General features: G+C 46.1%; 17 protein-coding genes, 1 pseudogene and 1 riboswitch. Of the genes and pseudogenes, 16 read left to right on the plus strand and 2 right to left on the minus strand.

Going from position 1 to position 21,456, the window contains the following annotated elements:
* Positions 1–88 precede the first annotated feature (88 nt).
* The 13 genes and pseudogenes from BLR15_RS00995 (at position 89) to hfq (ending at position 15,748) form a co-directional block, all read left to right on the plus strand.
* Positions 89–1,810, plus strand: a complete 1,722-nt coding sequence (locus BLR15_RS00995; protein ID WP_407927504.1) for an ABC transporter ATP-binding protein — start codon at positions 89–91, stop codon at positions 1,808–1,810.
* Positions 1,803–3,623 carry an ABC transporter ATP-binding protein gene (locus BLR15_RS01000; protein ID WP_092983770.1) on the plus strand — a complete coding sequence of 607 codons (1,821 nt, stop codon included), beginning with the start codon at positions 1,803–1,805 and terminating at the stop codon, positions 3,621–3,623. Before BLR15_RS00995 ends, BLR15_RS01000 begins: the two co-directional genes overlap by 8 nt.
* 51 nt (positions 3,624–3,674) lie before the next feature.
* Positions 3,675–3,765, plus strand: a riboswitch (TPP riboswitch).
* A gap of 62 nt (positions 3,766–3,827) precedes the next feature.
* On the plus strand, positions 3,828–4,409 hold the full coding sequence (locus BLR15_RS01005; protein ID WP_092983772.1) for an ECF transporter S component: 582 nt from the start codon (positions 3,828–3,830) through the stop codon (positions 4,407–4,409).
* Between the two features lie 5 nt (positions 4,410–4,414).
* Positions 4,415–5,821, plus strand: a complete 1,407-nt coding sequence (locus BLR15_RS01010) for an ABC transporter ATP-binding protein (protein ID WP_092983774.1) — start codon at positions 4,415–4,417, stop codon at positions 5,819–5,821.
* Complete coding sequence (locus BLR15_RS01015; protein WP_092983776.1) at positions 5,814–6,605, plus strand: energy-coupling factor transporter transmembrane component T family protein; 792 nt, start codon at positions 5,814–5,816, stop codon at positions 6,603–6,605. The genes BLR15_RS01010 and BLR15_RS01015 overlap by 8 nt, the downstream gene beginning before the upstream one ends.
* Before the next feature lie 81 nt (positions 6,606–6,686).
* Positions 6,687–8,225 (plus strand): tRNA (N6-isopentenyl adenosine(37)-C2)-methylthiotransferase MiaB, encoded by a 1,539-nt coding sequence (gene miaB, locus BLR15_RS01020; protein WP_092983778.1) that lies wholly within the window; start codon positions 6,687–6,689, stop codon positions 8,223–8,225.
* Positions 8,225–8,656: a YlbF/YmcA family competence regulator gene (locus BLR15_RS01025; protein ID WP_092983780.1), complete on the plus strand. Its 432-nt coding sequence runs from the start codon at positions 8,225–8,227 to the stop codon at positions 8,654–8,656. Before miaB ends, BLR15_RS01025 begins: the two co-directional genes overlap by 1 nt.
* A gap of 76 nt (positions 8,657–8,732) precedes the next feature.
* A pseudogene (gene thiW / locus BLR15_RS01030) lies at positions 8,733–9,218 on the plus strand (energy coupling factor transporter S component ThiW).
* 75 nt (positions 9,219–9,293) lie between these two features.
* Positions 9,294–11,840 (plus strand): DNA mismatch repair protein MutS, encoded by a 2,547-nt coding sequence (gene mutS / locus BLR15_RS01035; RefSeq protein ID WP_092983782.1) that lies wholly within the window; start codon positions 9,294–9,296, stop codon positions 11,838–11,840.
* The gene (gene mutL, locus BLR15_RS01040) at positions 11,833–13,725 is read left to right on the plus strand and encodes a DNA mismatch repair endonuclease MutL (protein WP_092983784.1); all 1,893 of its coding nucleotides are present in this window, start codon (positions 11,833–11,835) and stop codon (positions 13,723–13,725) included. The genes mutS and mutL overlap by 8 nt, the downstream gene beginning before the upstream one ends.
* An 11-nt stretch (positions 13,726–13,736) precedes the next feature.
* The gene (locus BLR15_RS01045; protein WP_245696450.1) at positions 13,737–14,612 is read left to right on the plus strand and encodes an alpha/beta fold hydrolase; all 876 of its coding nucleotides are present in this window, start codon (positions 13,737–13,739) and stop codon (positions 14,610–14,612) included.
* Positions 14,602–15,534, plus strand: coding sequence for a tRNA (adenosine(37)-N6)-dimethylallyltransferase MiaA (gene miaA, locus BLR15_RS01050; RefSeq protein ID WP_092983786.1), 933 nt, complete (start codon positions 14,602–14,604; stop codon positions 15,532–15,534). The genes BLR15_RS01045 and miaA overlap by 11 nt, the downstream gene beginning before the upstream one ends.
* Before the next feature lie 16 nt (positions 15,535–15,550).
* Positions 15,551–15,748: an RNA chaperone Hfq gene (hfq, locus tag BLR15_RS01055; RefSeq protein WP_092983788.1), complete on the plus strand. Its 198-nt coding sequence runs from the start codon at positions 15,551–15,553 to the stop codon at positions 15,746–15,748.
* A gap of 30 nt (positions 15,749–15,778) precedes the next feature.
* On the opposite strand, the gene BLR15_RS01060 is transcribed toward hfq, so the two are convergent.
* Entirely contained in the window at positions 15,779–16,264 is a 486-nt protein-coding gene (locus BLR15_RS01060) for a glutathione peroxidase (protein WP_176754009.1), read from the minus strand.
* Positions 16,265–16,385: 121 nt separating this feature from the next.
* Here BLR15_RS01060 and hflX point away from each other — a divergent pair, with 121 nt between their 5' ends.
* Genes hflX through BLR15_RS01075 form a run of 3 tightly spaced genes read left to right on the plus strand, consistent with a single transcriptional unit; the run spans position 16,386 to position 20,292 of the window.
* Positions 16,386–17,636: a GTPase HflX gene (gene hflX / locus BLR15_RS01065; protein ID WP_092983792.1), complete on the plus strand. Its 1,251-nt coding sequence runs from the start codon at positions 16,386–16,388 to the stop codon at positions 17,634–17,636.
* The gene (locus BLR15_RS01070; protein ID WP_092983794.1) at positions 17,605–18,834 is read left to right on the plus strand and encodes a methionine gamma-lyase family protein; all 1,230 of its coding nucleotides are present in this window, start codon (positions 17,605–17,607) and stop codon (positions 18,832–18,834) included. Before hflX ends, BLR15_RS01070 begins: the two co-directional genes overlap by 32 nt.
* Before the next feature lie 15 nt (positions 18,835–18,849).
* Entirely contained in the window at positions 18,850–20,292 is a 1,443-nt protein-coding gene (locus BLR15_RS01075; RefSeq protein ID WP_092983795.1) for a protein adenylyltransferase SelO, read from the plus strand.
* Positions 20,293–20,341: 49 nt separating this feature from the next.
* On the opposite strand, the gene BLR15_RS01080 is transcribed toward BLR15_RS01075, so the two are convergent.
* Positions 20,342–21,406: a YkvI family membrane protein gene (locus BLR15_RS01080; RefSeq protein ID WP_092983797.1), complete on the minus strand. Its 1,065-nt coding sequence runs from the start codon at positions 21,404–21,406 to the stop codon at positions 20,342–20,344.
* Positions 21,407–21,456: the final 50 nt, after the last annotated feature.

Consider the following 21,456-nt stretch of genomic DNA (forward strand, 5'->3'; position numbering starts at 1 on the left):
ATTTATAAAAATTTCACTACAAATTATCTCAAAATTGTGTCATAATATAAATAATACTTCGGTAATCGAAAGAAACGTGGTGTGTCATGTGTTAAAGATTTTTAAGAAATCCCTTAAATATAAGTGGTTTATGGCGATTGCGCTGTTATGTATGTTGACTGAACTCACGGTGGAGCTGCTGCAGCCATTTTTCATATCAAAAGTGATCGATGATGGTATTGTCATGGAGGAGCTCGATGTAGTCTGGCTGTATCTCGGTGTAATGCTCTCACTCAGTCTGGTGTCATTCATCGCCGGGATCATCAATTCCTATTTTGCGAGTTTCGTCGCGACGAATTTCAGCTATGATCTCAGACTGGCAATTTTTAAAAGAATACAGAATTTCACTTTGACGACACTGTCAAAATTTCCGACTTCGAGTCTGATTACACGTCTGACGCAGGACGTGCTGATGACTGAAATGCTGTTGTACATGTCGCTCAGAATCGTGCTCAGGGCACCGCTCCTTGTCATCGGTTCTCTCGTCATGTCATTCGTCGTCAATCCTACGCTCGGGTTTTATTTATCCGTATTGACACCGTTTCTGCTGATCTTTTTATACATAGCGGCAAAACACGGTGCGAAAATATTTTTACGGGTCCAGAAACGTCTGGATAAACTGAACCGTTTCATCCAGCAAAATCTGGAAGCTGTCCGCCTGATCAAGGCGAACGACCGTGCTTCATTTGAGAACAACAAGTTTTTCGAGGTGGCGGGCAAGCTTAAAAACGATACGGTCAGCGGCCTCAGACTGGTGGAGTCCATACTGCCTGTATTACTGATCATCATGAACACGAGCCTGTTGATTGTCATATGGGCATCATCGGATCTTCTGACTGCCGGCAATGTGCAGATCGGTGAAGTTGTGGCTGTCATCAACTATGGTCTCAGAATGCAGGGCGGATTCTCGATGTTTGCATTCATCATCATTGCATACTCACGTTCCAAAGCGAGCAGTGAGCGTATGAACGCGGTGCTTGATTTACCGATTACAGAAAATAATCATGAGACAATCAATCAGGAAGCGAAAGCAGGTTCTGTACGCTTCAGCAATGTATCGTTCAAATATCCGGGCTCGACCCGATATGTATTAAAAGATATTTCATTTGAAGTTGCTGAAAATGAAAATCTCGTCATCATGGGCGGTACCGGGTCCGGCAAGAGTACTCTGATCAGCCTGATTCCAAGAATGTATGATGTGGTCGAAGGGAATGTCTACGTCAATGACATCAATGTGCAGGACTGGAATGAAGAAGATCTCAGACAGACAATCGGCTATGTGCCGCAGTCAGCGATACTCTTTTCCGGTTCGATTTATGAAAATCTGCTGTGGGGCGACGACGAAGCGCTTCATTCCGATATCATCGCTTCGACAGAAAAAGCACAGATTCATGAAAACATCGAAGGGTTCGACCATCAGTATAAAACGATTGTCGGCCAGCGCGGTGTGACACTTTCCGGCGGACAGAAACAGAGATTGTCGATTGCGCGTGCACTTGTGCGTCGGCCGTCGATACTCATTTTGGATGACAGTACATCCGCACTCGACATCAAAACCGAGTCGGCTCTGTGGGAAGCCTTGAATGAAGAGAAGGCGACACGCATCGTCATCACACAAAAAATCGTCACTGCAGAAAGGGCGGACAGGGTCATTCTTTTGGATGACGGCAGAATCAGCGCAACCGGGACGCATTCGGAGCTGCTTGAAAAGTCTGAGCTGTACCGCCGTATCAACGCATCCCAAAATGAAGGGGGGCATATCGATGATTGATAAAATAAAAAGGCCGTTCGGCTATGAACCGATTTTAACGAAGGAAGATCTGAAGAGTAAAAAGAAAAAAGAGGACCAGCGTGCCAATGATTTCTGGGGGACACTTGTCCGCCTCTGGCAATTCATGAGAGGGGAGCGGCGTTTATTATACTTCATCATCTTCGTTGTGATGATAACAAGTCTATTGACCATCGCCGGTCCGTTCCTCGTCGGACAGACGGTGGACAACTATCTCGTCGTCCAGGAGTTCGACGGACTGATCGGGGTATTGGTGTTCATCTTCTTTGTATATCTGATGTCATCGGCTACTCAGTACCTGGCATCATTTTTGATGGTGGGGCTCGCACAGAGGACAATCTATAATTTGAGGGTCCGTTTATTTTCACATATGCAGGAGCTGTCGGTCCGATTTTTTGATAAAAGGCAGCACGGTGAACTGATGAGCCGTATGACGAATGATATTGAAACATTGTCACAGACGATGAACTCGTCATTCATCCAGTTTACAACGAGTATAGTCACGCTGATCGGTACAGTTTCGGTGATGTTATATTTAAGTCCGCTGCTGACACTGCTTACCATGACCATCATCCCGGTGCTCATCTTCGGTGTGGCATTCGTGACGAAAAGGACCGGTCCGCTTTATAAACAGAGACAAAGGCGGACCGGGGAGCTGAACGGCTACATTGAAGAAGTCGTCTCCGGCCAGGAAATCGTCAAAGTCTTCTCTCAGGAAGACAGGACGACTGATGATTTTGAGAAACGTGCAGGCAAACTGAAGCACGTGACGTTCTGGGCGTTGCTTTATGCAGGTTTCATCCCTAAAATAATGAACATGCTGAACAACATCAGCTTTGCGATCGTTGCCGGTGCCGGCGGTCTGATCGCACTTTACACTGACGGTCTTGTGACGATCGGTACGATTGTTATTTTCGCAGAATTTGCAAGGCAGTTTACGCGTCCGCTTGCGGATTTGTCCAACCAGTTCAACCAGGTGCTGTCCGCAATTGCGGGTGCTGAGCGCGTGTTCCAGATTATCGATACACAAGAGGAATCCGATGAGGGCACAATCGAAGATCAGACGATCGAAGGTAAAATCGATTTTAAAAATGTGTATTTTTCTTATGACATGGAACAGTTTGAACCGACTATACGGGATCTGTCATTTTCCATCGATGCCGGTGAGTCTGTCGCCCTGATCGGTGCGACGGGCGCCGGCAAGACGACGGTCATGCAGCTGCTCGCCCGTTTCTACGAAGTGGACAGCGGGGAAGTGCTGATCGACGGAACGAATCTGACGGATTACAAACGTCATAATGTCCGTTCGCAGACGGCATTTGTCCTGCAGGATCCGTACTTGTTCGAATCGACCATCAGGGAAAATATCCGCTACGGCAAACTGGATGCAACGGATGAGGAAGTGGTTGAAGCGGCGAAGCTCGCGAATGCGCATGACTTCATCGTTCAACTTGAAGACGGCTACGACACGGTGCTTGAACTGGATGAAGGGTTTATTTCACAGGGACAGAAGCAGTTGATTTCCATCGCCCGTGCACTCATTACAGATCCCGCCATCCTCCTTCTTGATGAAGCGACATCCAGTATCGACACGGTGACCGAGCTCAAAATCCAGGAAGCGCTCGAGCATCTGATGAAAGGGCGGACGAGCATCATAATCGCCCACCGTCTGAACACAATCAAGGCGGTGGACAGAATATTTGTATTGGAACAGGGACAGATGCTGGAATCCGGTTCGGAAAAACAGCTCCTTGAGAAAAAAGGCCGCTACTATGAGATGATAAATGCCAAATAACTTCACAAAATACATTAAGTGTACTATCATACTAATTAACTGAATAATAAACACATCCACTAGGGGTGCCCATTCCGGGCTGAGATTCACCCTTATACCTGATCTAGATCATGCTAGCGTAGGAAAGTGGCATATTTTACATATGCACACCGTACGTCTGCGGTGTGTTTTTTTATTTGGAAATATATTTTTAGGAGTTTTGTTATGGCACAAAGAAAAGGTTTGACATTGACGGATGTACTGATCACGGTCGTCATCGGTTTTGTATTCGCAGTGATCTACTCGCTGTGGGGTGCAGTGTATACGGTGCTCCAGCCGCTCGGACTGCATTTGAATGAACTTGTATACGGCATGTGGTTCATCGCCGCTGTCGTCGCGTATTTAATTTTGAGGAAGCCGGGTGTTGCACTGCTCGCCGAGTTTGCGGCAGGTGCCGGTGAAACGATTGTCACGCTGCAGTTCGATGTAATTTTAATCGTCTATGCGCTGCTTCAGGGTCTTGCATGTGAAATTATTTTCGCCGCATTCAAATATGAGAGCACGAAAATGATGACGGCAGTATACGCAGGTATCGCAGCGGCACTGATCACACTGCCGATCGACTGGTTTTACGGATATCTCGCTGAAGTGGCTGTGTGGAATATCGTATTGATGTTCTCGCTCAGAATCATCAGCGGCGCATTAATTGCGGGGGTTCTTGCACACTTGATCTACCAGGCATTGAAAGAGACCGGCGTACTGAAATTTGTCGGCAGGCGCAAATTAAGTCACGATGAAGGATTGTAAATGATTTGGCTATTGAAATAAAGAACCTCAGGCTGAAATTTCCTGAAACAGACAAAAGACAGTTCAGCAATCTGAATATAAAAATAAACACCGGAGAAAAGGTGCTGATGCTCGGACCGTCGGGTTCGGGAAAAAGTACACTGCTCAATCTGCTCGGCGGCAATATACCGAGAAGCATGGACATTCCTTTTAAGGCGGACGTCCTTGATGTCGACACCGGTGCCGCATATGTCTTCCAGGATCCGGATTCACAGTTTACGATGCCGACCGTCGTTGAAGAGCTCGCGTTCATTTTGGAAAACAGAAGTGTACCGCAGGGTGAGATGGACAAAAAAATCCAGGATGCGCTTTTAAAAGTGGGTTTGAACACGGATTTGAAGATGCCGATCAACAATTTGTCCGGCGGCATGAAGCAGCGTCTGGCGATCGCATCTGCACTGCTTCAGGGCAGCGGGACCTTACTGCTCGATGAACCGACAAGCATGCTTGACGCCGCATCGGTCGGCGGCCTGTGGCAGACGCTTCGAAATGTCTGGACGGACAAAACCGTCGTCATCGTTGAACACCGGGTAAATGAAATCTGGGACAAAGTCGACCGGGTCATTTTAATGAACGGCGATGGCGAGTTGATCATGGATGAAAGTCCCGAAGTCATTATGGAGCACCATATCGGGCTGCTGAACGAATACGGTGTATGGCACCCATACTCCTGGGACTACGCGCCAGTTTTCAACAAAGTAGAGCCGGGTGACGAAACGCTTATAGAAATAAATGACATGACGCTCGAAAGAGGGAAAGAGACGCTTTTGAACATTGACAATTTAATAATTAAAAGAGGTGAATGGCTGACAATTGAAGGACAAAACGGCACCGGAAAGACAAGTCTGATGCTTGCGCTGATGAAACTGATCAAAACGGTCGGCAACATTCATGTGAAAGGCAACAAAGTCAGGAAGACTAAGGATATCGCGGGCACCGTCTATCCCGTCTTTCAAAATCCGGAGCTGCAGTTTATCACGAACACAGTTTATGATGAAGTATTCATCAATCTGGAAATGCATTACCCGCCTGATGAGGCACATGAAAAGTGTGAGGCGCTGCTCAGAAGAATCGGGCTCGATCATGTGAGTCATCTGCACCCGCTCGAGATTTCGACCGGGCAGAAGCGGCGTCTATCTGTTGCAACCGCAACCGGCGGGGTGCCGGAAGTCATGATTTTTGATGAGCCGACGTTCGGCCTTGATCAGAAACTTTCATATGAACTGCTCAAAATGTTTTATGAGCGTGTCGAAGACGGTGTCACCGTCATCATGATCACTCACGACCGCGGGATAACGGAACGTTATCCGACAAGAAGGCTGATACTTGAAAATAAAGCGATTACGGAAGTCCGGGGTGACGGTCATGCTTGAGCATATTAAAAAGTATTATACGTTCGTCGATAAGACGAATCCGCTCACTAAAATATTGATCGGCCTGCTGTTATTCCTGCTCGTTGTCCTGATGCATAATCCGAACCAGCTGTTCTATCTGGCAATGATTATGCTTGTTGCTTTGGTTGTTTTGTCAGGCATCCAGCTCCGGTATCTTTTGGTGATGCTGGCATTATTCTTGGTGTTCGGTGCATTTTCAGCGATGTACATGGTATTTTACGGCGCCGGAACGACGACGCTGTTCCGTTTCGGGCTCATCCATATTACCGAGGAGAGTCTGATAAGAGGAATCCACATTATGATGCGCGGTCTGACACTGTCGTTTTTTGGGGCGCTCGTCATATTCACGACCAAACTGACGGACGTCTTTTACAGCCTGATGATCCAGCTCAGATTAAAGCCGAAATTTGCATACTCGTTCATGGCGGCAATCCGCATGGTGCCGATTATAGCCGGCGAGTATATGATGCTGAGGCAGGCAAGGAAAGTCAGGAAGCCGCTCATCCATAAAAGGCATATTTCAGGACTGAAAGGCTTCATTACGACAGTGATCACTTTATTGTCACAAAGCATCAGACGAGCCTACCGTCTCGGTGTCGCAATGGAGGCGAAACAGTTCGATGACGGACCGAGAACGTACTACTACCAGACTTCATTCTCGAAGTATGATGTTTTATTTGTAGAGATGGTCATTGTAATCGCTTTTGTCTCATTCTTCCTGGGAACTGAATTCAGTCTCATTAATGTCACCGATGCAAGGTAATCGGTCAAATGTACTTTAAATTACAGATAAAAACCGATATAATATATAAAGATATTTCAATGGAGTAAATGGGGTTTTAAGATGAATGAAGAACAGAGACTGGATGCTTCAAAAGTCAAACAGAAAACAGAAGAAAAAGACTACAGCCAATATTTTCAACATGTCTACCAGCCGCCTAATCTTCGGGATGCAAGAAGACGCGGAAAGACTGAAGTTGAGTACCATAAAGATTTTGAAATCGATGAACGGTTCAAAGGTCTCGGCAATGGCCGCAAGTTCTACATCAGAACTTACGGCTGCCAGATGAATGTGCATGACACGGAAGTCATCGCGGGCATATTCACAGCGCTCGGATATGAGCATACGGATACGACGGATGATGCGGATGTCATCCTGCTGAACACCTGTGCGATCCGTGAAAATGCGGAAAACAAAGTTTTCGGTGAGATCGGCAACTTGAAACATGTCAAACAGAACAACCCGGAAGTACTGATCGGAGTATGCGGCTGCATGGCCCAGGAAGAATCAGTGGTAAATAAAATTCTCAAATCATATCAGAACGTCGATATCATTTTCGGCACACATAATATACACCGTCTGCCGAACATCCTGGACGAAGCATACATGTCCAAAGAGAAAGTTATAGAAGTGTGGTCCAAAGAAGGCGACGTCATCGAGAACCTGCCGAAAGTCCGCGAAGGCGGAACGAAAGCATGGGTCAACATCATGTACGGCTGTGATAAGTTCTGTACATACTGCATCGTTCCTTTCACACGCGGTAAAGAGCGTTCAAGAATGCCTGAAGATATTCTTGAGGAAGTCAGAGACCTCGCGGCGAGAGGCTACCAGGAGATCACGCTGCTCGGCCAGAATGTGAACTCATACGGCAAGGACCTGGATCTAGACTATAGCTACGATCTCGGCGACTTGATGCATGATGTTTCAAAGACTGATATTCCGCGCGTGCGCTTTACAACGAGCCACCCATGGGATTTCACAGACAACCTGATTGATGTGCTTGCGACAGGTGAAAACCTGATGCCGCATATCCACCTGCCTGTACAGTCCGGCAACGATGACGTGCTGAAGATCATGGGCAGAAAGTATACGAGAGAAGCCTATCTTGAACTTGTCGCTAAAATCAGAGCGAAAATGCCTGATGTGGCACTGACGACGGATATTATTGTCGGCTACCCGAATGAAACCGAGGAACAGTTCCTTGATACGATGTCACTGTATCAGGAAGTCGGATTCGAGCATGCCTACACGTATATCTACTCACCGAGAGACGGCACGCCGGCAGCTAAAATGGAAGACAATGTGAGCGACCAGGATAAAAAAGACCGTCTGCAGAGGCTGAACCGTCTGGTGACGCATTATACACGTGATGCGCTCAGCAAATACCAGGACGAGTATGTGAATGTGCTTTGTGAAGGAACAAGTAAAAAGCGTGATGATATTTACGCCGGCTACACAGATAAAAGCAAGCTTGTGAATTTCACAGCACCGGGCGATGATGTAATTGGTAAAATAGTAAAAGTAAAAGTAACTGAAACAAGAAATTATTCTTTAATGGGTGAATTTGTAGAAGTGCTTAATGAAGAAAAGGTGGAAGCTTAATGTATACAAAGCAGGAAATAGTTGAAGAAGCGAAAAAGTTGGGCAAGATGATGGCTGAAACGGAACAGGTTGAATTTTTCAAAAAGGCGGAAGCCAAAATTCATGAAAACAAAGACGTCCGTGAAGGTATGGCAAGCCTGAAGAGTCTGCAGAAACAATCGGTCAACTTCCAGAACTACGGTAAGGAACGTGCCTACCAGATGACGGAAGATAAGATCAAGAAGATTCAGGATGAACTGGATGAAATGCCGATTGTGGAACAGTTCAAAGACTCCCAGCGTCAGATGAACGAGCTGCTGCAGCTCGTATCGCATGCAATCAGCAGAACTGTCACTGAAGAAGTGATCACGTCTACAGGCGGAGACCTGCTGATGGGTGAAACGGGAGCGGCGATGAGAAACAGGCCGAACCAGGACCCGGAAGAACTATAAATAAAATTTCTAATACAGCTGTACATCTTTCATTGATGTACAGCTGTTTTTTATTTAAGGAAAGAGGAGATACACTATGACAAGAAAACTGACACTGACAAGCATACTCGTTGCACTGAATGTCGTCCTCGGATTGATAGTGACGATTCCGCTCGGAGCGATACGGGCGTAACCGGTACAGCATCTGATAAATGTGATCGGTGCTGTGCTCACCGGTCCGTGGGTCGTACTGCAGGCATTTGTTTCATCGACGATCCGCATTCTGATGGGGACCGGCACACCGTTTGCATACCCAGGCAGCATGATGGGGGCGCTTCTCGCATGGCTCATGTACCGCCAGTTTAAAAAGCTGCACTTTGCGGCCATCGGTGAAGTGGCCGGCACCGGACTCATCGGTGCGCTGATGACATACCCGCTCATACTGGTGCTTGGACTAAAAGGGGATTTCTTTTTCGTACTGGCACCGGCGTTTATTGTCAGCAGTCTGCTCGGTGCTGTTTTGTCATGGTTCATATTGATGCAGCTGGAAAAACGCAATGTTCTTCATAAAATGCAGGATTAGCACTTATTTCTTCAATCACCACTTTGAATGATGATATAATTAAAGAGATAAAATTATTAATTTGGAAGTGTTATTATGGCTGAGTCAACAACGCCGATGATGAAACAATATTTATCTATTAAAGATGAGCACCCGGATGCTCTGTTATTTTTCAGACTGGGTGATTTTTATGAATTATTTTATGATGATGCAATCACAGCGAGCAAAGTGCTCGAAATTACGCTGACTGCCCGCGATAAAAAGAAAGACCCGATACCGATGTGCGGTGTGCCTCATCATTCTTCAAGAAACTATATCGAAAAACTGATTGAAAATGGCTTTAAAGTCGCCATCTGCGAACAGATGGAAAACCCGAGGGAAGTCAAGGGAATGGTCAAGCGGGCGGTGGTGAGGGTCATCACTCCCGGCACTCTGATTGATGACTTCGGCATGGATGACGGCAGAAACAACTATCTGCTTGCGCTGCACACTGACGGTCGCCATTACAGTGCGTCTTATGCGGACATCTCTACAGGCGAATTGTATTCATTTCAGACAGCCGACGAAAATGAACTGAAAAATGAAGTGGAGAGGATAGGCCCTTCAGAACTCGTGGTAGATAAGGACAGTGAACGGCTGATCGAATTCATATATAACGATCCCCCGCTTTATACCGTCTATGAGAATGTGCAGGAATACGGCGTTGAAAAAGAGGAAAATGTCGACGAAGATGATGTCATCAATCTTCTCATGTCCTATATTACTGCAAATAATATGAAGAGTCTGATGCACTTCAGACCCGTCAAAAAGCATAATATCAGCGGAGCAATGCAGCTCAGCAGCACAGCGATTTCGAACCTGGAACTGCTCAGCAACATCCAGACGAAAAAAGAGAAAGGGTCGTTGTTCTGGTATTTGAACCGTACAGAAACCCCGATGGGGAAAAGGAAACTGAGATCATGGATAGAACGCCCGCTGATGAACGTCACACAGATCAAAGCACGGCATGACGTCGTCAATATCTTTCTTGATAATTTCATTGAAAGAGCGGACCTGATCAAACTGCTGAATCAGGTTTACGACATTGAACGTCTCGTCGGCCGGCTCAGCTTCGGCAACATTGATGCGAAAGACCTGGTGCAGATCAGGGATTCGCTGGAAGGGCTGCCTGAAATCAAGAGGATTCTTTCCGACCTGGACCTGCTCGACTTCCGTATTTTCAAGGAATTCGATGCACTTGAAGATGTTTTTCACATTTTAAATGAAAGCCTGCTGGACCCGCCGCCGAAAACTGTACGTGACGGCAATATTTTCAAGTCGGAATATAACGAAAAATTATCCGAACTCAGATATATACAGGATAATGCGAGAAGCTACCTGAACGAATATTTGGAAGCTGAACGTGAACGGACCGGCATTAAAAATATCAAGATCGGTTTCAATAAGGTATTCGGCTATTTCATAGAAATATCCAAAGTGAATGCAATGAATTTCGACGCCGAAAAGTTCGAGTACAGCCGTAAGCAGACATTGACGAACGCTGAACGTTTCATCACCCCGGAACTGAAGGAGATGGAAACGAAAATATTGACGGCAGAAGACGAGAGCATCGTTTTGGAATACCGTCTGTTCACTGAACTCAGGACACAGATGGAAGGGTTTATCGAAAGGCTTCAAAGGACTGCGGAAATGATTTCATCGCTCGACTGCCTGCTGTCATATGCCGAAGTGTCAAACACATACCGTCTGACTGAACCGGATTTCAACCAGGATAGATTCGAAATCGAAGAAGGCCGGCACCCGGTCGTTGAAAAGGTCATCGGAGAAAACACTTATGTGCCGAACGACCTGAAAATGGATCAGGAAGATTTCATGTACTTGATTACCGGACCGAACATGTCGGGTAAAAGTACTTATATGAGACAGGTTGCGATTATCAGCATCATGGCCCAGATGGGCATGTTCGTACCGGCTAAAAGTGCCACACTGCCGGTCTTCGATGCGATATTTACGAGAATCGGGGCAAGTGATGATCTGTCCAGCGGCAAATCGACATTCATGATTGAGATGATGGAAGCGAATGATGCTTTAAGAAAAGCGACGGAAAACAGTCTTCTGATATTTGATGAAATCGGGCGCGGGACGTCGACCTACGATGGCATGGCACTGGCTGAAAGCATGCTTGTGTATATCCATAACTTCATCGGGGCGAAGACTTTATTTTCCACGCATTACCATGAACTGACGAAACTCGATGCAGAGCTCGGCGGTCTTTCAAACTATCATGTGAAAGCCACTGAATATGACGGAAAGCTTGTTTTCCTTCATAAAGTCAAACCGGGTGCCGTAGAAAAGAGTTATGGAATCCATGTGGCACGGCTCGCTGAACTGCCTGAGGAAGTGACTTCATATGCGAGAGAAAAACTGGCATCGCTCGAGTCCAGCAGAAGTTCGTCCGGCGATGCCGGCAACTATCAGTTGGAACTGCCGCTTGATGATATGGAAACAGCCGTGAGGAGCGACGAGGCGCAGGATGTCATGGACAGATTGACGGCGATAGATGTCAACAGCATTACACCGCTTGATGCCCTGCGGGCTCTGAACGATTTAAAACACATGATTAAAGGTGATCAGAATGAGTAAGATCAAAATCCTGGACCCGAAGATTCAAAATAAAATAGCTGCTGGTGAAGTGGTGGAACGGCCGAGCTCGGTCGTCAAAGAACTTGTAGAGAATTCGCTTGATGCCGGCGCAACCGAAATACAGGTGAATATCGAAGAGTCGGGTATGAAGGAGATCAGAATCATCGATAACGGAGAGGGCATTGAAGCGGATGATGCGAAGCTTTTGTTCGAACGTCATGCGACGAGCAAGATCAATGACGATTATGACCTCTTTCAGATCCGCTCACTCGGTTTCAGGGGAGAGGCGCTTGCAAGTATCGGTGCGGTGTCGAAAGTGACGCTTGAAACGCTGAATGAGGATTCAGAGCCGGTCAAAATACAGTATGACGGCGGTACAGAAACGAGCTCTGAACCCGGCAGGGCAAGAGTCGGAACCGATATCACAATCAGGGAACTGTTCTTCAATACCCCTGCCAGATTAAAATATGTGCGCTCACTCAGAACGGAGGCGGGCAAGGTCATCGGCATCATCCAGCGCATGGCGCTGAATTATCCGGACGTCAGTTTCCGTCTGATGATTGACGGCAAAGAGAAGCTCCGCACAAGCGGAAAAGGAGATCTGAAGGCGGTCATCGCAGATATTTACGGTATCAATATCGCCCGGCTCGCAGTGCCGGTTGAAGCATCTTCACCGGACTTTCACGTGAGCGGGTACCTGATTCGTCCCGAAGTGACGAGAAGCCACCGTAACTTCATTAATCTGTCGGTCAATCAGAGATTCATCAAAAATTTCAGGCTCTCACAAAGTGTCATCAAAGGCTATCATACACTACAGCCGAAAGATAAATATCCGATCGCTGTCATCAACATAGATATGGATCCTAAAATAGTGGATGTGAACGTCCATCCGGCGAAAACGGAAGTGAGGTTTTCAAAAGAGTCTGATCTGAATCAGCTGGTGGAAGATACTGTGAGGAAAGCACTGCGTTCGGAAACATTGATACCCGACGTTGAAAAGAAGCCGGAAAAAGAAACGAAAGAGAAGATGGAACAGTCGCAGTTCGATTTTATGAATAATCCCGACAGGCGCGAAGAAAATTTAGAAACGTCAGATTTCCGCCGGAGGGAGAACATCAGTGAACCTGTCACTGAAGAAAGGGAAGGCCGGCCGTCAATCAGCACCGGCAATTCTTTCATAAAGACCGAGGACAAGCCTGATTATCGGGAGCGGAATCATACCCCGGCACCGGAACGGAATAAAAACTCGTTCCGTCATACGGCGTCAACTTCTGTTCAAAAGACACCGCCGTTGAAAAAGGAAAAACTGCCTTACCTGGAAATCATAGGCCAGCTGCACGGCACATATATACTGATGCAGAATGATACGGGCATGTATATGATGGATCAGCATGCTGCGCAGGAAAGGATCAAATACGAGTATTACTACGAAAATATTCAAACTGACGGTGACGGCGTACCGCTGCTCATTCCTTACACATTTGAATTTCCGCTGGATGACGTAATAACGATCGATGAGAAGATGACCGATCTGAAGGCGCTCGGCTTTGAAATTGAAAAAACAGGCATAAAAAACTATTCCATTTCACGTTATCCGAACTGGATAAAAGCGGACAAACCGGAAGAAGACATTGCATCATTGATCGATTTCATAAGCCGCTCGGACAACTTCAGCGTCAATGACTACCGTGAAGAGATGTCAATCATGATGAGCTGTAAACAGTCGATCAAGGCGAATCACTATCTGGACAAGAACCAGATGGAAGCGCTCCTTGAAGAATTGAATGAATGCGACAGTCCTTACACATGTCCGCACGGCCGTCCTGTCATCATACACATGACAACATATGAGATAGAAAAGATGTTCAACAGAATAATGAAATAGGGGGGGATCAGGTGATTTCTTATGAAAAGGTATATAATGGAAATTATGAAATAGAAGCGAAAGTTTTCAGGCCCGCACGTCCGGTTGCCGCCATCCAGATTTTGCACGGGATGGCTGAACATCTGGAACGTTACAATGAATTATGTACATGGCTGATGGCGAATGATATCCATGTTGTGATCCATAATCACAGGGGACATGGCAAAAATTCGGAAAACCTCGGCCACTTCGACAGGTTCGATGATCTGATCACCGACGCTCTGGCCGTCAAATCACTGATTCCCGGCAGCTTGAAAACTTTTGTACTCGGTCATTCCATGGGTTCAATCGTAGCGAGAAGGCTGCTCTCGACGCATGAATATGATGCGGGTATCATCGTCGGAACAGGCAACAAAGATGGCATTCTTGACGGTCTGCTGTCACAGTTCATGAATGCAGCCAAGCGTATAAGACCTCGGATGAAAGGTGAATTGCTGACAAACATCGCTTTTTTCGGCTACGATAAGCATTTTCCGGAAACGCTTGAAAACCGCTGGCTGTGCAGTGACATGGAAGTCGTTCAAAGCTATAATGAAGATGAATACTGCGGGCAGCACATGACTTTCAATGCCCTGGCTGAAATCGTCAGAAGTATCAGGCTGACAAACAGCAATAATGTACTCGGGAAATATCAGACCGGCATACCGATACTGCTGATCGGCGGCAAGGAGGATCCGTTTTCCGGTTTCGGCCAAGATATCAGGGCACTGGCAAAGAATCTGATTCGTTACACGGATTCGGTCACGGTCCAGCTCTATGACAAAAGCCGTCATGAAGTGCTGAATGAAAAGAACAGGGAACAGGTGTATCAAAAACTTTTGGAGTGGGTGATGTTACGTGTCGACTAATGAAAAATTAATCGTATTGATCGGGCCGACGGCAGTCGGCAAAACATCTTTATCAATTGACATAGCTGAACGATTTGACCTCGACGTCATCAGCGGCGATTCCATGCAGGTCTACCAGGACATGGATATTCTTACAGGGAAAATAAAACCTGAAGAAACAAAAGGGATCATCCATCATATGATAGATATAAAAAAGACAAGCGAAAGCTTCTCCGTTCATGACTTCAAACATGAAGTGGATGACCTGATAGACACTTACCATGAAGATGATAAAGTCCCTTTCATTGTCGGTGGGACAGGTCATTATATCCGTGCGCTGATCTTTGACTATGATTTTCATGATGAAGATGACCAGGAAAAACGGGACCTGATGGAAAAGTTCGATAAACTGAGTACGACAATTTTATACGGCAGGCTGAAGGAAATATCGGAAGAGCTCGCAGCGGGCGTCCATCCGAATAACCGTCAGAGAATTTTGAGGCAGCTTATCAAATTCGAACTGTCCGAAAGGATCAGCAACCGTGTTGCCGGCAAGGACTCAAACTATCAAGAGACGCCCAAATATGATACATTTATAGTAGGATTGGAGCGCGAACGCTCCGTATTATATGACAGAATCAACCAGAGGGTCGAAGACATGTTTGAAGCGGGTATAGCAGAAGAAACCGAGAAGTTATTCAAGGAGCACAGCCTGTCGACGACCGCAAAAGGTGCAATAGGCTACAAGGAGTTCATCCCTTATTTTGAAGGTGAATGTTCACTGAATGAAGTAAAAGAAAAGATTCAGCAGAATACAAGACAGTTTGCCAAAAGACAGCTGACTTTTTTCAGGAATCAATTGGATGTTGAATGGTATGACCTGGATGAAGATGAAAGCACAGAACAAATATTTAAAGATATATCTGATTTTCTGAATAAATAAAGAGGGGACATGCTAAATGAGCAACTTAAATCTGCAAGATGAATTTTTGAACGATATCAAAGACGCGGACACGGAAGTGACGGTCATTTTGCAAAATGGCTATCAGATGAAAGGCAAGGTCAAAGAGTTTGATAAGTATGTAATCAAAGTTGAATCCGGCGGCAAAACTCATCTGATCTACAAACATGCGATCAGTACATTTGTAAAACAATAAAACCCATCCCATCATCGGGTGGGTTTTATTTTAGCCGTTCAACAGCTCCTGTATTTCATCCTCCAGCTGAATGACGGACTTCTGTGGTGCGTATCTTGATACGACCCTGCCCTCCCGGGAAACGATGAATTTCGTATAATTCCATTTGACTTTGTTGATGAAGAGAGCCGATCTGCCTTCTGTCAAATATTGAAATACCGGATGGATATCATGTCCCCGGACGTGTACTTCTTCCATTAAAGGGAATGTAGGATTGTAAGGCACTTTATCGTCATTGTTTGCCAGCGGGTTTTGGATGTACAGTTTCCTGTTGAAATCGTCAGAAGGAAAACCGAGGACTGCGAGTCCCTGATCTTTATATTTCTGATATATATGATCCGCATCGGTCAACTGTTCGTTGTTCTCAGTTTCAACGGGAGTATTGATGATTAAAATCACTTTGCCTTTATAAGACTCCATCGACTGTTCTTCGCCATGTGCGTCGTTGAACTTCAAGTCATAGAAATGAGTTTTCACTTGAAGGGCCCCTTTCTGGTTAACAAAAATATACTTTATATATATGTTATGTACACAACTTATTATGGTTTTAAACATTTATTAATGAAAAATATTATTCCGATGGAGGTGTTTTGACAATATGGCGGAAAATTTTAAAGGCATCATCATCGCTGTGAATACATTCGATGTGAAAGATATCGATTCAGAGATAGAAGAGCTGAAGAGCCTTGGAGCGACGAGCGGCATTGACATCATCGGGTCACATATACAGAACAGAAACTCAAAGGACCCGAAAAGCTATGTCGGAATGGGCTTTTTGGAGACTGTTGCCGCGGGCTATGATGAAGATATCGATTATTGCATCATCAACGATGAAATCACTGCCAGTCAAAACAGAAAAATTGAATCAGTCCTCGATACCAAGGTAATCGACCGGACACAGGTCATTCTTGATATTTTCAGTTTAAGGGCACTGAGCAAAGCCGGTCAGCTGCAGGTCGAACTTGCACAGCTGGAATATCTGGTACCGAGGCTTAAAGGACAGGGCATCAACCTGTCAAGGCTCGGAGCGGGAATCGGTACGAGAGGTCCCGGTGAGACGAAGCTTGAGACGGACAGACGTCATATCAACACAAGGATAAAAGAAATAAAAAACCAGTTGAAGACGATCATCAACCACCGTGAGAGATACCGAGAGCAGCGGCGGAAGAATCAGGTCGTCAAAGTCGCCCTGATCGGCTATACGAACGCGGGCAAGTCCACACTGTTCAATATTATGGCGGACAGCGACACTCTGGAACAGGATAAATTATTCGCAACACTCGACCCGAAGACGAGGAAACTGGAACTGCCGAGCGGATTCAACTGTGTACTGACAGATACGGTCGGATTCATTCAAAATCTGCCGACGACTCTCGTTGAAAGTTTTAAATCCACTCTCGAGGAAGCGAGCGACAGTGATTTCATCATCCATGTGATTGATAACAGTGCGGATAATATTACAGCACACTATGATACGGTCAAAGGTCTGATGCAGGAACTGGATATGACGGAGATTCCCCAGATCGTCTTTTTCAACAAGACGGATAAAAACAATGATATGAATCTTATACCGGCGGAGCACAGTGTGTACGTTGCCAAAAACACGCCGCCGGAAGAAATTAATAAGCATCTCGAAGATTTCATGAAAAAAGAATTTGAAGATTACAAAGTTGAACTGCCGGCGGAACACATGCATTTATACTATTCACTTAAAGGTGCGACGATTATCGAAAGCAGTGAAATGGATGAAGAGACCGGCACATTTAAAGTAGAAGGACATTCACCGGAAGGCGGATGGATTGAAAGGATTGTAGGCAGTGACGACATTAGCGGTACAAAATCTGATTGAAGAATCATTGGAAGAAATAGAACCGATCATCAAGGAAAATAAAAAGCTCGGCTATAAAAACTTTTCAAAAGTGATGGCGGCCTTTCTCGGGAATGAAGTGACGGATACGGACTTCTCCGGGACGACGGGCTACGGCTACAACGATATCGGACGGGACAAGCTCGAAGATATATACAGGGACGTGTTCAGGGCGGAAGACGCACTGGTCAGAAGCCAGATCATCTCTGGCACCCATGCCATCAGCCTGGTGCTGCTGTCTTTATTGAAAAAAGGTGATGAACTGTTATATATTACGGGCACCCCTTACGATACTCTTGAAAAAGTGGTGGGCAGCAGCAAGGAAGATATCGGCAGCCTGTACGACGAGGGTGTGTCATACAAAGAAGTGGATCTGAAAGATGACACTTTTGATACTGAGGCGATTTTGGAGACAATTACGGAAAAGACCAAAGTCATCGGCATACAGAGGTCACGCGGATATTCTCTAAGGGCATCGACGACGATTGATGAGATAGAAAAAGTCTGCCGGACGATCAAGGAGAGATACCCTGGAGTCATCATTTTCGTGGACAACTGCTACGGTGAATTTGTCGAAGACAGGGAACCGCTCGAAGCGGGCGCCGATATCATTGCCGGCAGCCTCATCAAAAACCCGGGCGGCGGGCTTGCAAAAATGGGCGGCTATATTGCCGGGCGCAGGGACCTGGTCGAACGTGTCAGCTACCGACTGACAGTGCCGGGCATCGGCAAGGAGATGGGGGCGAGCCTGAATGCGCTCGGAGACATGTTCCAGGGCTTTTACATGGCACCCCACGCAGTGGTTGAAAGTCTGAACGGCGCAGTCCTGACCAGTCATGTACTGCGAAAGATCGGTATGACGACGGATCCTGCCCCGGCAGATAAACGGACGGATCTGATTCAGACAGTCAGCTTCAACAGTGAAAATGAAATGATCAGATTCACCCAGATGATACAGAAGGCGAGTCCGGTGAATGCGAAATTCATGCCGATTCCGGATCTCATTCCGGGTTATCAGAATCCTGTCATCATGGCAGCAGGCACTTTTGTCCAGGGTGCATCCCTCGAGCTGAGTGCAGACGGACCGATCAGGCCGCCCTATACTGTTTTTGTCCAGGGCGGACTCGTAATGGAGCACGTCATCTTTGCCCTGCATATGGCTTTGGAAGAACTTATTTAAAATGGAGATGAGAGAATGACATTTGGTTTCAATTTTGAAACGACGTACAAAAATTTATCTTCACACTTTTATACAGAAACGGCACCCGAGAAATCGTCAGATCCAGAAATCCTACTCTTCAACAGCCGTCTGGCTGACAGTCTTGGACTGGATGAGAAAGCTCTCAATTCCGAGAGCGGCAGGGAGGTGCTCACAGGCAATGAAATCATTGGAGATACGCCGCTTGCGATGGCATATGCCGGCCACCAGTTCGGCCAGTTCACCATGCTTGGCGACGGCAGGGCACTGCTGCTCGGCGAACATATTCACAAGGGTGAAAGATATGATGTGCAGCTGAAAGGTTCCGGACGTACAGCATATTCCCGTACCGGAGACGGCCGTGCGCCGCTCGGACCGATGCTCCGGGAATATATCATCAGTGAAGCGATGCATGCACTCGGTGTTCCGACAACACGCAGTCTTGCCGTCACTTTGACGGGTGACGTCATCATGCGTGAGCAGGCACTAAAGAGTGCCATACTGACACGGGTGGCGGGCAGTCATCTGAGAGCAGGCACTTTCCAGTATGCAGTCATAGAAAGTGAGGAAGCTGTAAAAGAACTGGCGGATTACGCCATAGGGCGGCATTATCCGGATTTTGCCGATAAGGAAAACAAGTATGAATCATTTTTGGAAGCGGTGGTGCATGCGCAGAGTTATCTGATTGCCAAATGGCAGTCCCTCGGTTTCATCCACGGCGTGATGAACACCGATAACATGGCCATCAGCGGTGAAACAATCGATTACGGCCCATGTGCATTCATGGATTACTATGATCCGAAAACGGTATTCAGCTCAATCGATGTACAGGGCAGATATCAATTCAGGAACCAGCCGGGCATCGCCCAGTGGAATTTGGCAAAATTTGCTGAGACACTCATTCCGCTACTAGATGAAGATCAGGATAAGGCGATAGAAATCGCACAGCAAAAGCTGGACAACTATAAAGATCTGTACCAGACCTACTGGCTTACGAATATGGTGAACAAGCTCGGTATTGTTAAACCGGAGGAAAGTGATGTGGAACTTGTACTTGAATTCCTTGAAATTCTGGAAGATGAGGGACTTGACCATACCTCGACCTTCAGAGCATTGTCACTGGACCGTATATCCGATATTAATGTTAATGATGAGGAAACTTTCAATGCATGGGCAGTAAAATGGCAGACTGCACTGGAGAAAAATGATCAGTCCAAAGAAGATGCATACAGACTTATGAAAAGCGTCAATCCAGCCGTGATACCGAGAAACCATCTAGTGGAAGAAGCATTGTTTTATGCCGTTAAGACGGACGATTATTCCAAAGTTGAAAAACTCAATGAAATATTCAAAGATCCGTTCAACGATAACCACGATGAATATTATAAACGTCCGCCGAGAGATGAAGAAATGATACAGAATACTTTTTGCGGAACTTAAAAAAACAGTGTACGGGGGTTCTCCTCCCGGACACTGTTTTTTCATTATGCTATTTTTTGTATTTTTTAACACTCCAGCGAATGAAGATAGCGAGAGCAATCGCCATGCCTACATAACCGAGTATCGGGTAGACAATATTGACGAGTTCCACAAAACCAACAAAAGTCATTACATACGCAGCCATCATCGAAATGACGAGCATGACCTTATAGTTTCTGGAATATGCTGTAGTAAAACGGGTGAGGAATGGATAAAACAATCCAATGACTGAATTATAGATCAGCAGCAGAATAATTACTGAGAAAATTGTTCCTATGACCGGATGAAGATTATTTGCCATTGCCATAGTCGGCAGTGCAACTTCATTAGCCTGTGTGAGAGTCACCAGTATGCTGCTGTTTACAAGAATTAATAATACTAAAAATATTATACCACCATATACAGCTCCACGCCTTGCGACTTTATGCCTGGATGCATCCGATCCCATGATTGATAAAAAACTGAAAGCACAGGCGAGGACAGCACCTGTATATGTCAATGCGTCCAGCCACCAAATAGAGGTAGGCGTCCGGGTGATATCTGCATGTATGTTCACCTCATTGAGAGGGACCGTCGGATTCAATAGATTGTAACCAGCCACGATGATTACAATGATGACAAGAAGCGGTGTGATACTCCCAATGATGGAAACAATTTTATTAAAGTCAAGAAGCAGTGTCCCGCTGACCAGTACTATAAGGAACAGTGTTCCGAGCCATGGTGCAATGTTGAAAGACTGTTCGAATGTTGCACCGGATCCGGCAATCATTACGGTGCCGAGACCGTATAGAAAGAACACCAGGATATAATCGACCACTTTGCCAAACTTATCACCAAATAATGTATAAACCGGCATCACGTGGGATTCGGCGTCAAGGTCGTAACCGAGCTTTGCGGTCTGCCTGCCGATAAAGATTGCAGTGAGTGCGGCAAGTGCAGCACCTGCGAAACTCCATAAACCGTAACTTGCAAAAAACTGTAATACTTCCTGACCCGTTGAAAAGCCGGCGCCTACAACCACTCCGGCATATGCAAAACCAAGCATCCAGGATTCTCTACGATAACTATCGTTCATATCATACCTCCTATTTTCACTATTTTATAGTAACAAACTGGAGGTGAAAG

Origin of the sequence: Lacicoccus qingdaonensis (genome assembly GCF_900101075.1) — a bacterium.
GTDB lineage: Bacteria > Bacillota > Bacilli > Staphylococcales > Salinicoccaceae > Lacicoccus > Lacicoccus qingdaonensis.

Coding starts and splice junctions, on each gene's coding strand:
- BLR15_RS01000 (WP_092983770.1), top strand. CDS start 1,803: ATGATTGATAAAATAAAAAGGCCGTTCGGCTATGAACCGATTTTAACG.
- BLR15_RS01005 (WP_092983772.1), top strand. CDS start 3,828: ATGGCACAAAGAAAAGGTTTGACATTGACGGATGTACTGATCACGGTC.
- BLR15_RS01015 (WP_092983776.1), top strand. CDS start 5,814: ATGCTTGAGCATATTAAAAAGTATTATACGTTCGTCGATAAGACGAAT.
- miaB (WP_092983778.1), top strand. CDS start 6,687: ATGAATGAAGAACAGAGACTGGATGCTTCAAAAGTCAAACAGAAAACA.
- BLR15_RS01025 (WP_092983780.1), top strand. CDS start 8,225: ATGTATACAAAGCAGGAAATAGTTGAAGAAGCGAAAAAGTTGGGCAAG.
- mutS (WP_092983782.1), top strand. CDS start 9,294: ATGGCTGAGTCAACAACGCCGATGATGAAACAATATTTATCTATTAAA.
- mutL (WP_092983784.1), top strand. CDS start 11,833: ATGAGTAAGATCAAAATCCTGGACCCGAAGATTCAAAATAAAATAGCT.
- hfq (WP_092983788.1), top strand. CDS start 15,551: ATGAGCAACTTAAATCTGCAAGATGAATTTTTGAACGATATCAAAGAC.
- hflX (WP_092983792.1), top strand. CDS start 16,386: ATGGCGGAAAATTTTAAAGGCATCATCATCGCTGTGAATACATTCGAT.
- BLR15_RS01075 (WP_092983795.1), top strand. CDS start 18,850: ATGACATTTGGTTTCAATTTTGAAACGACGTACAAAAATTTATCTTCA.
- BLR15_RS01080 (WP_092983797.1), bottom strand. CDS start 21,406: ATGAACGATAGTTATCGTAGAGAATCCTGGATGCTTGGTTTTGCATAT.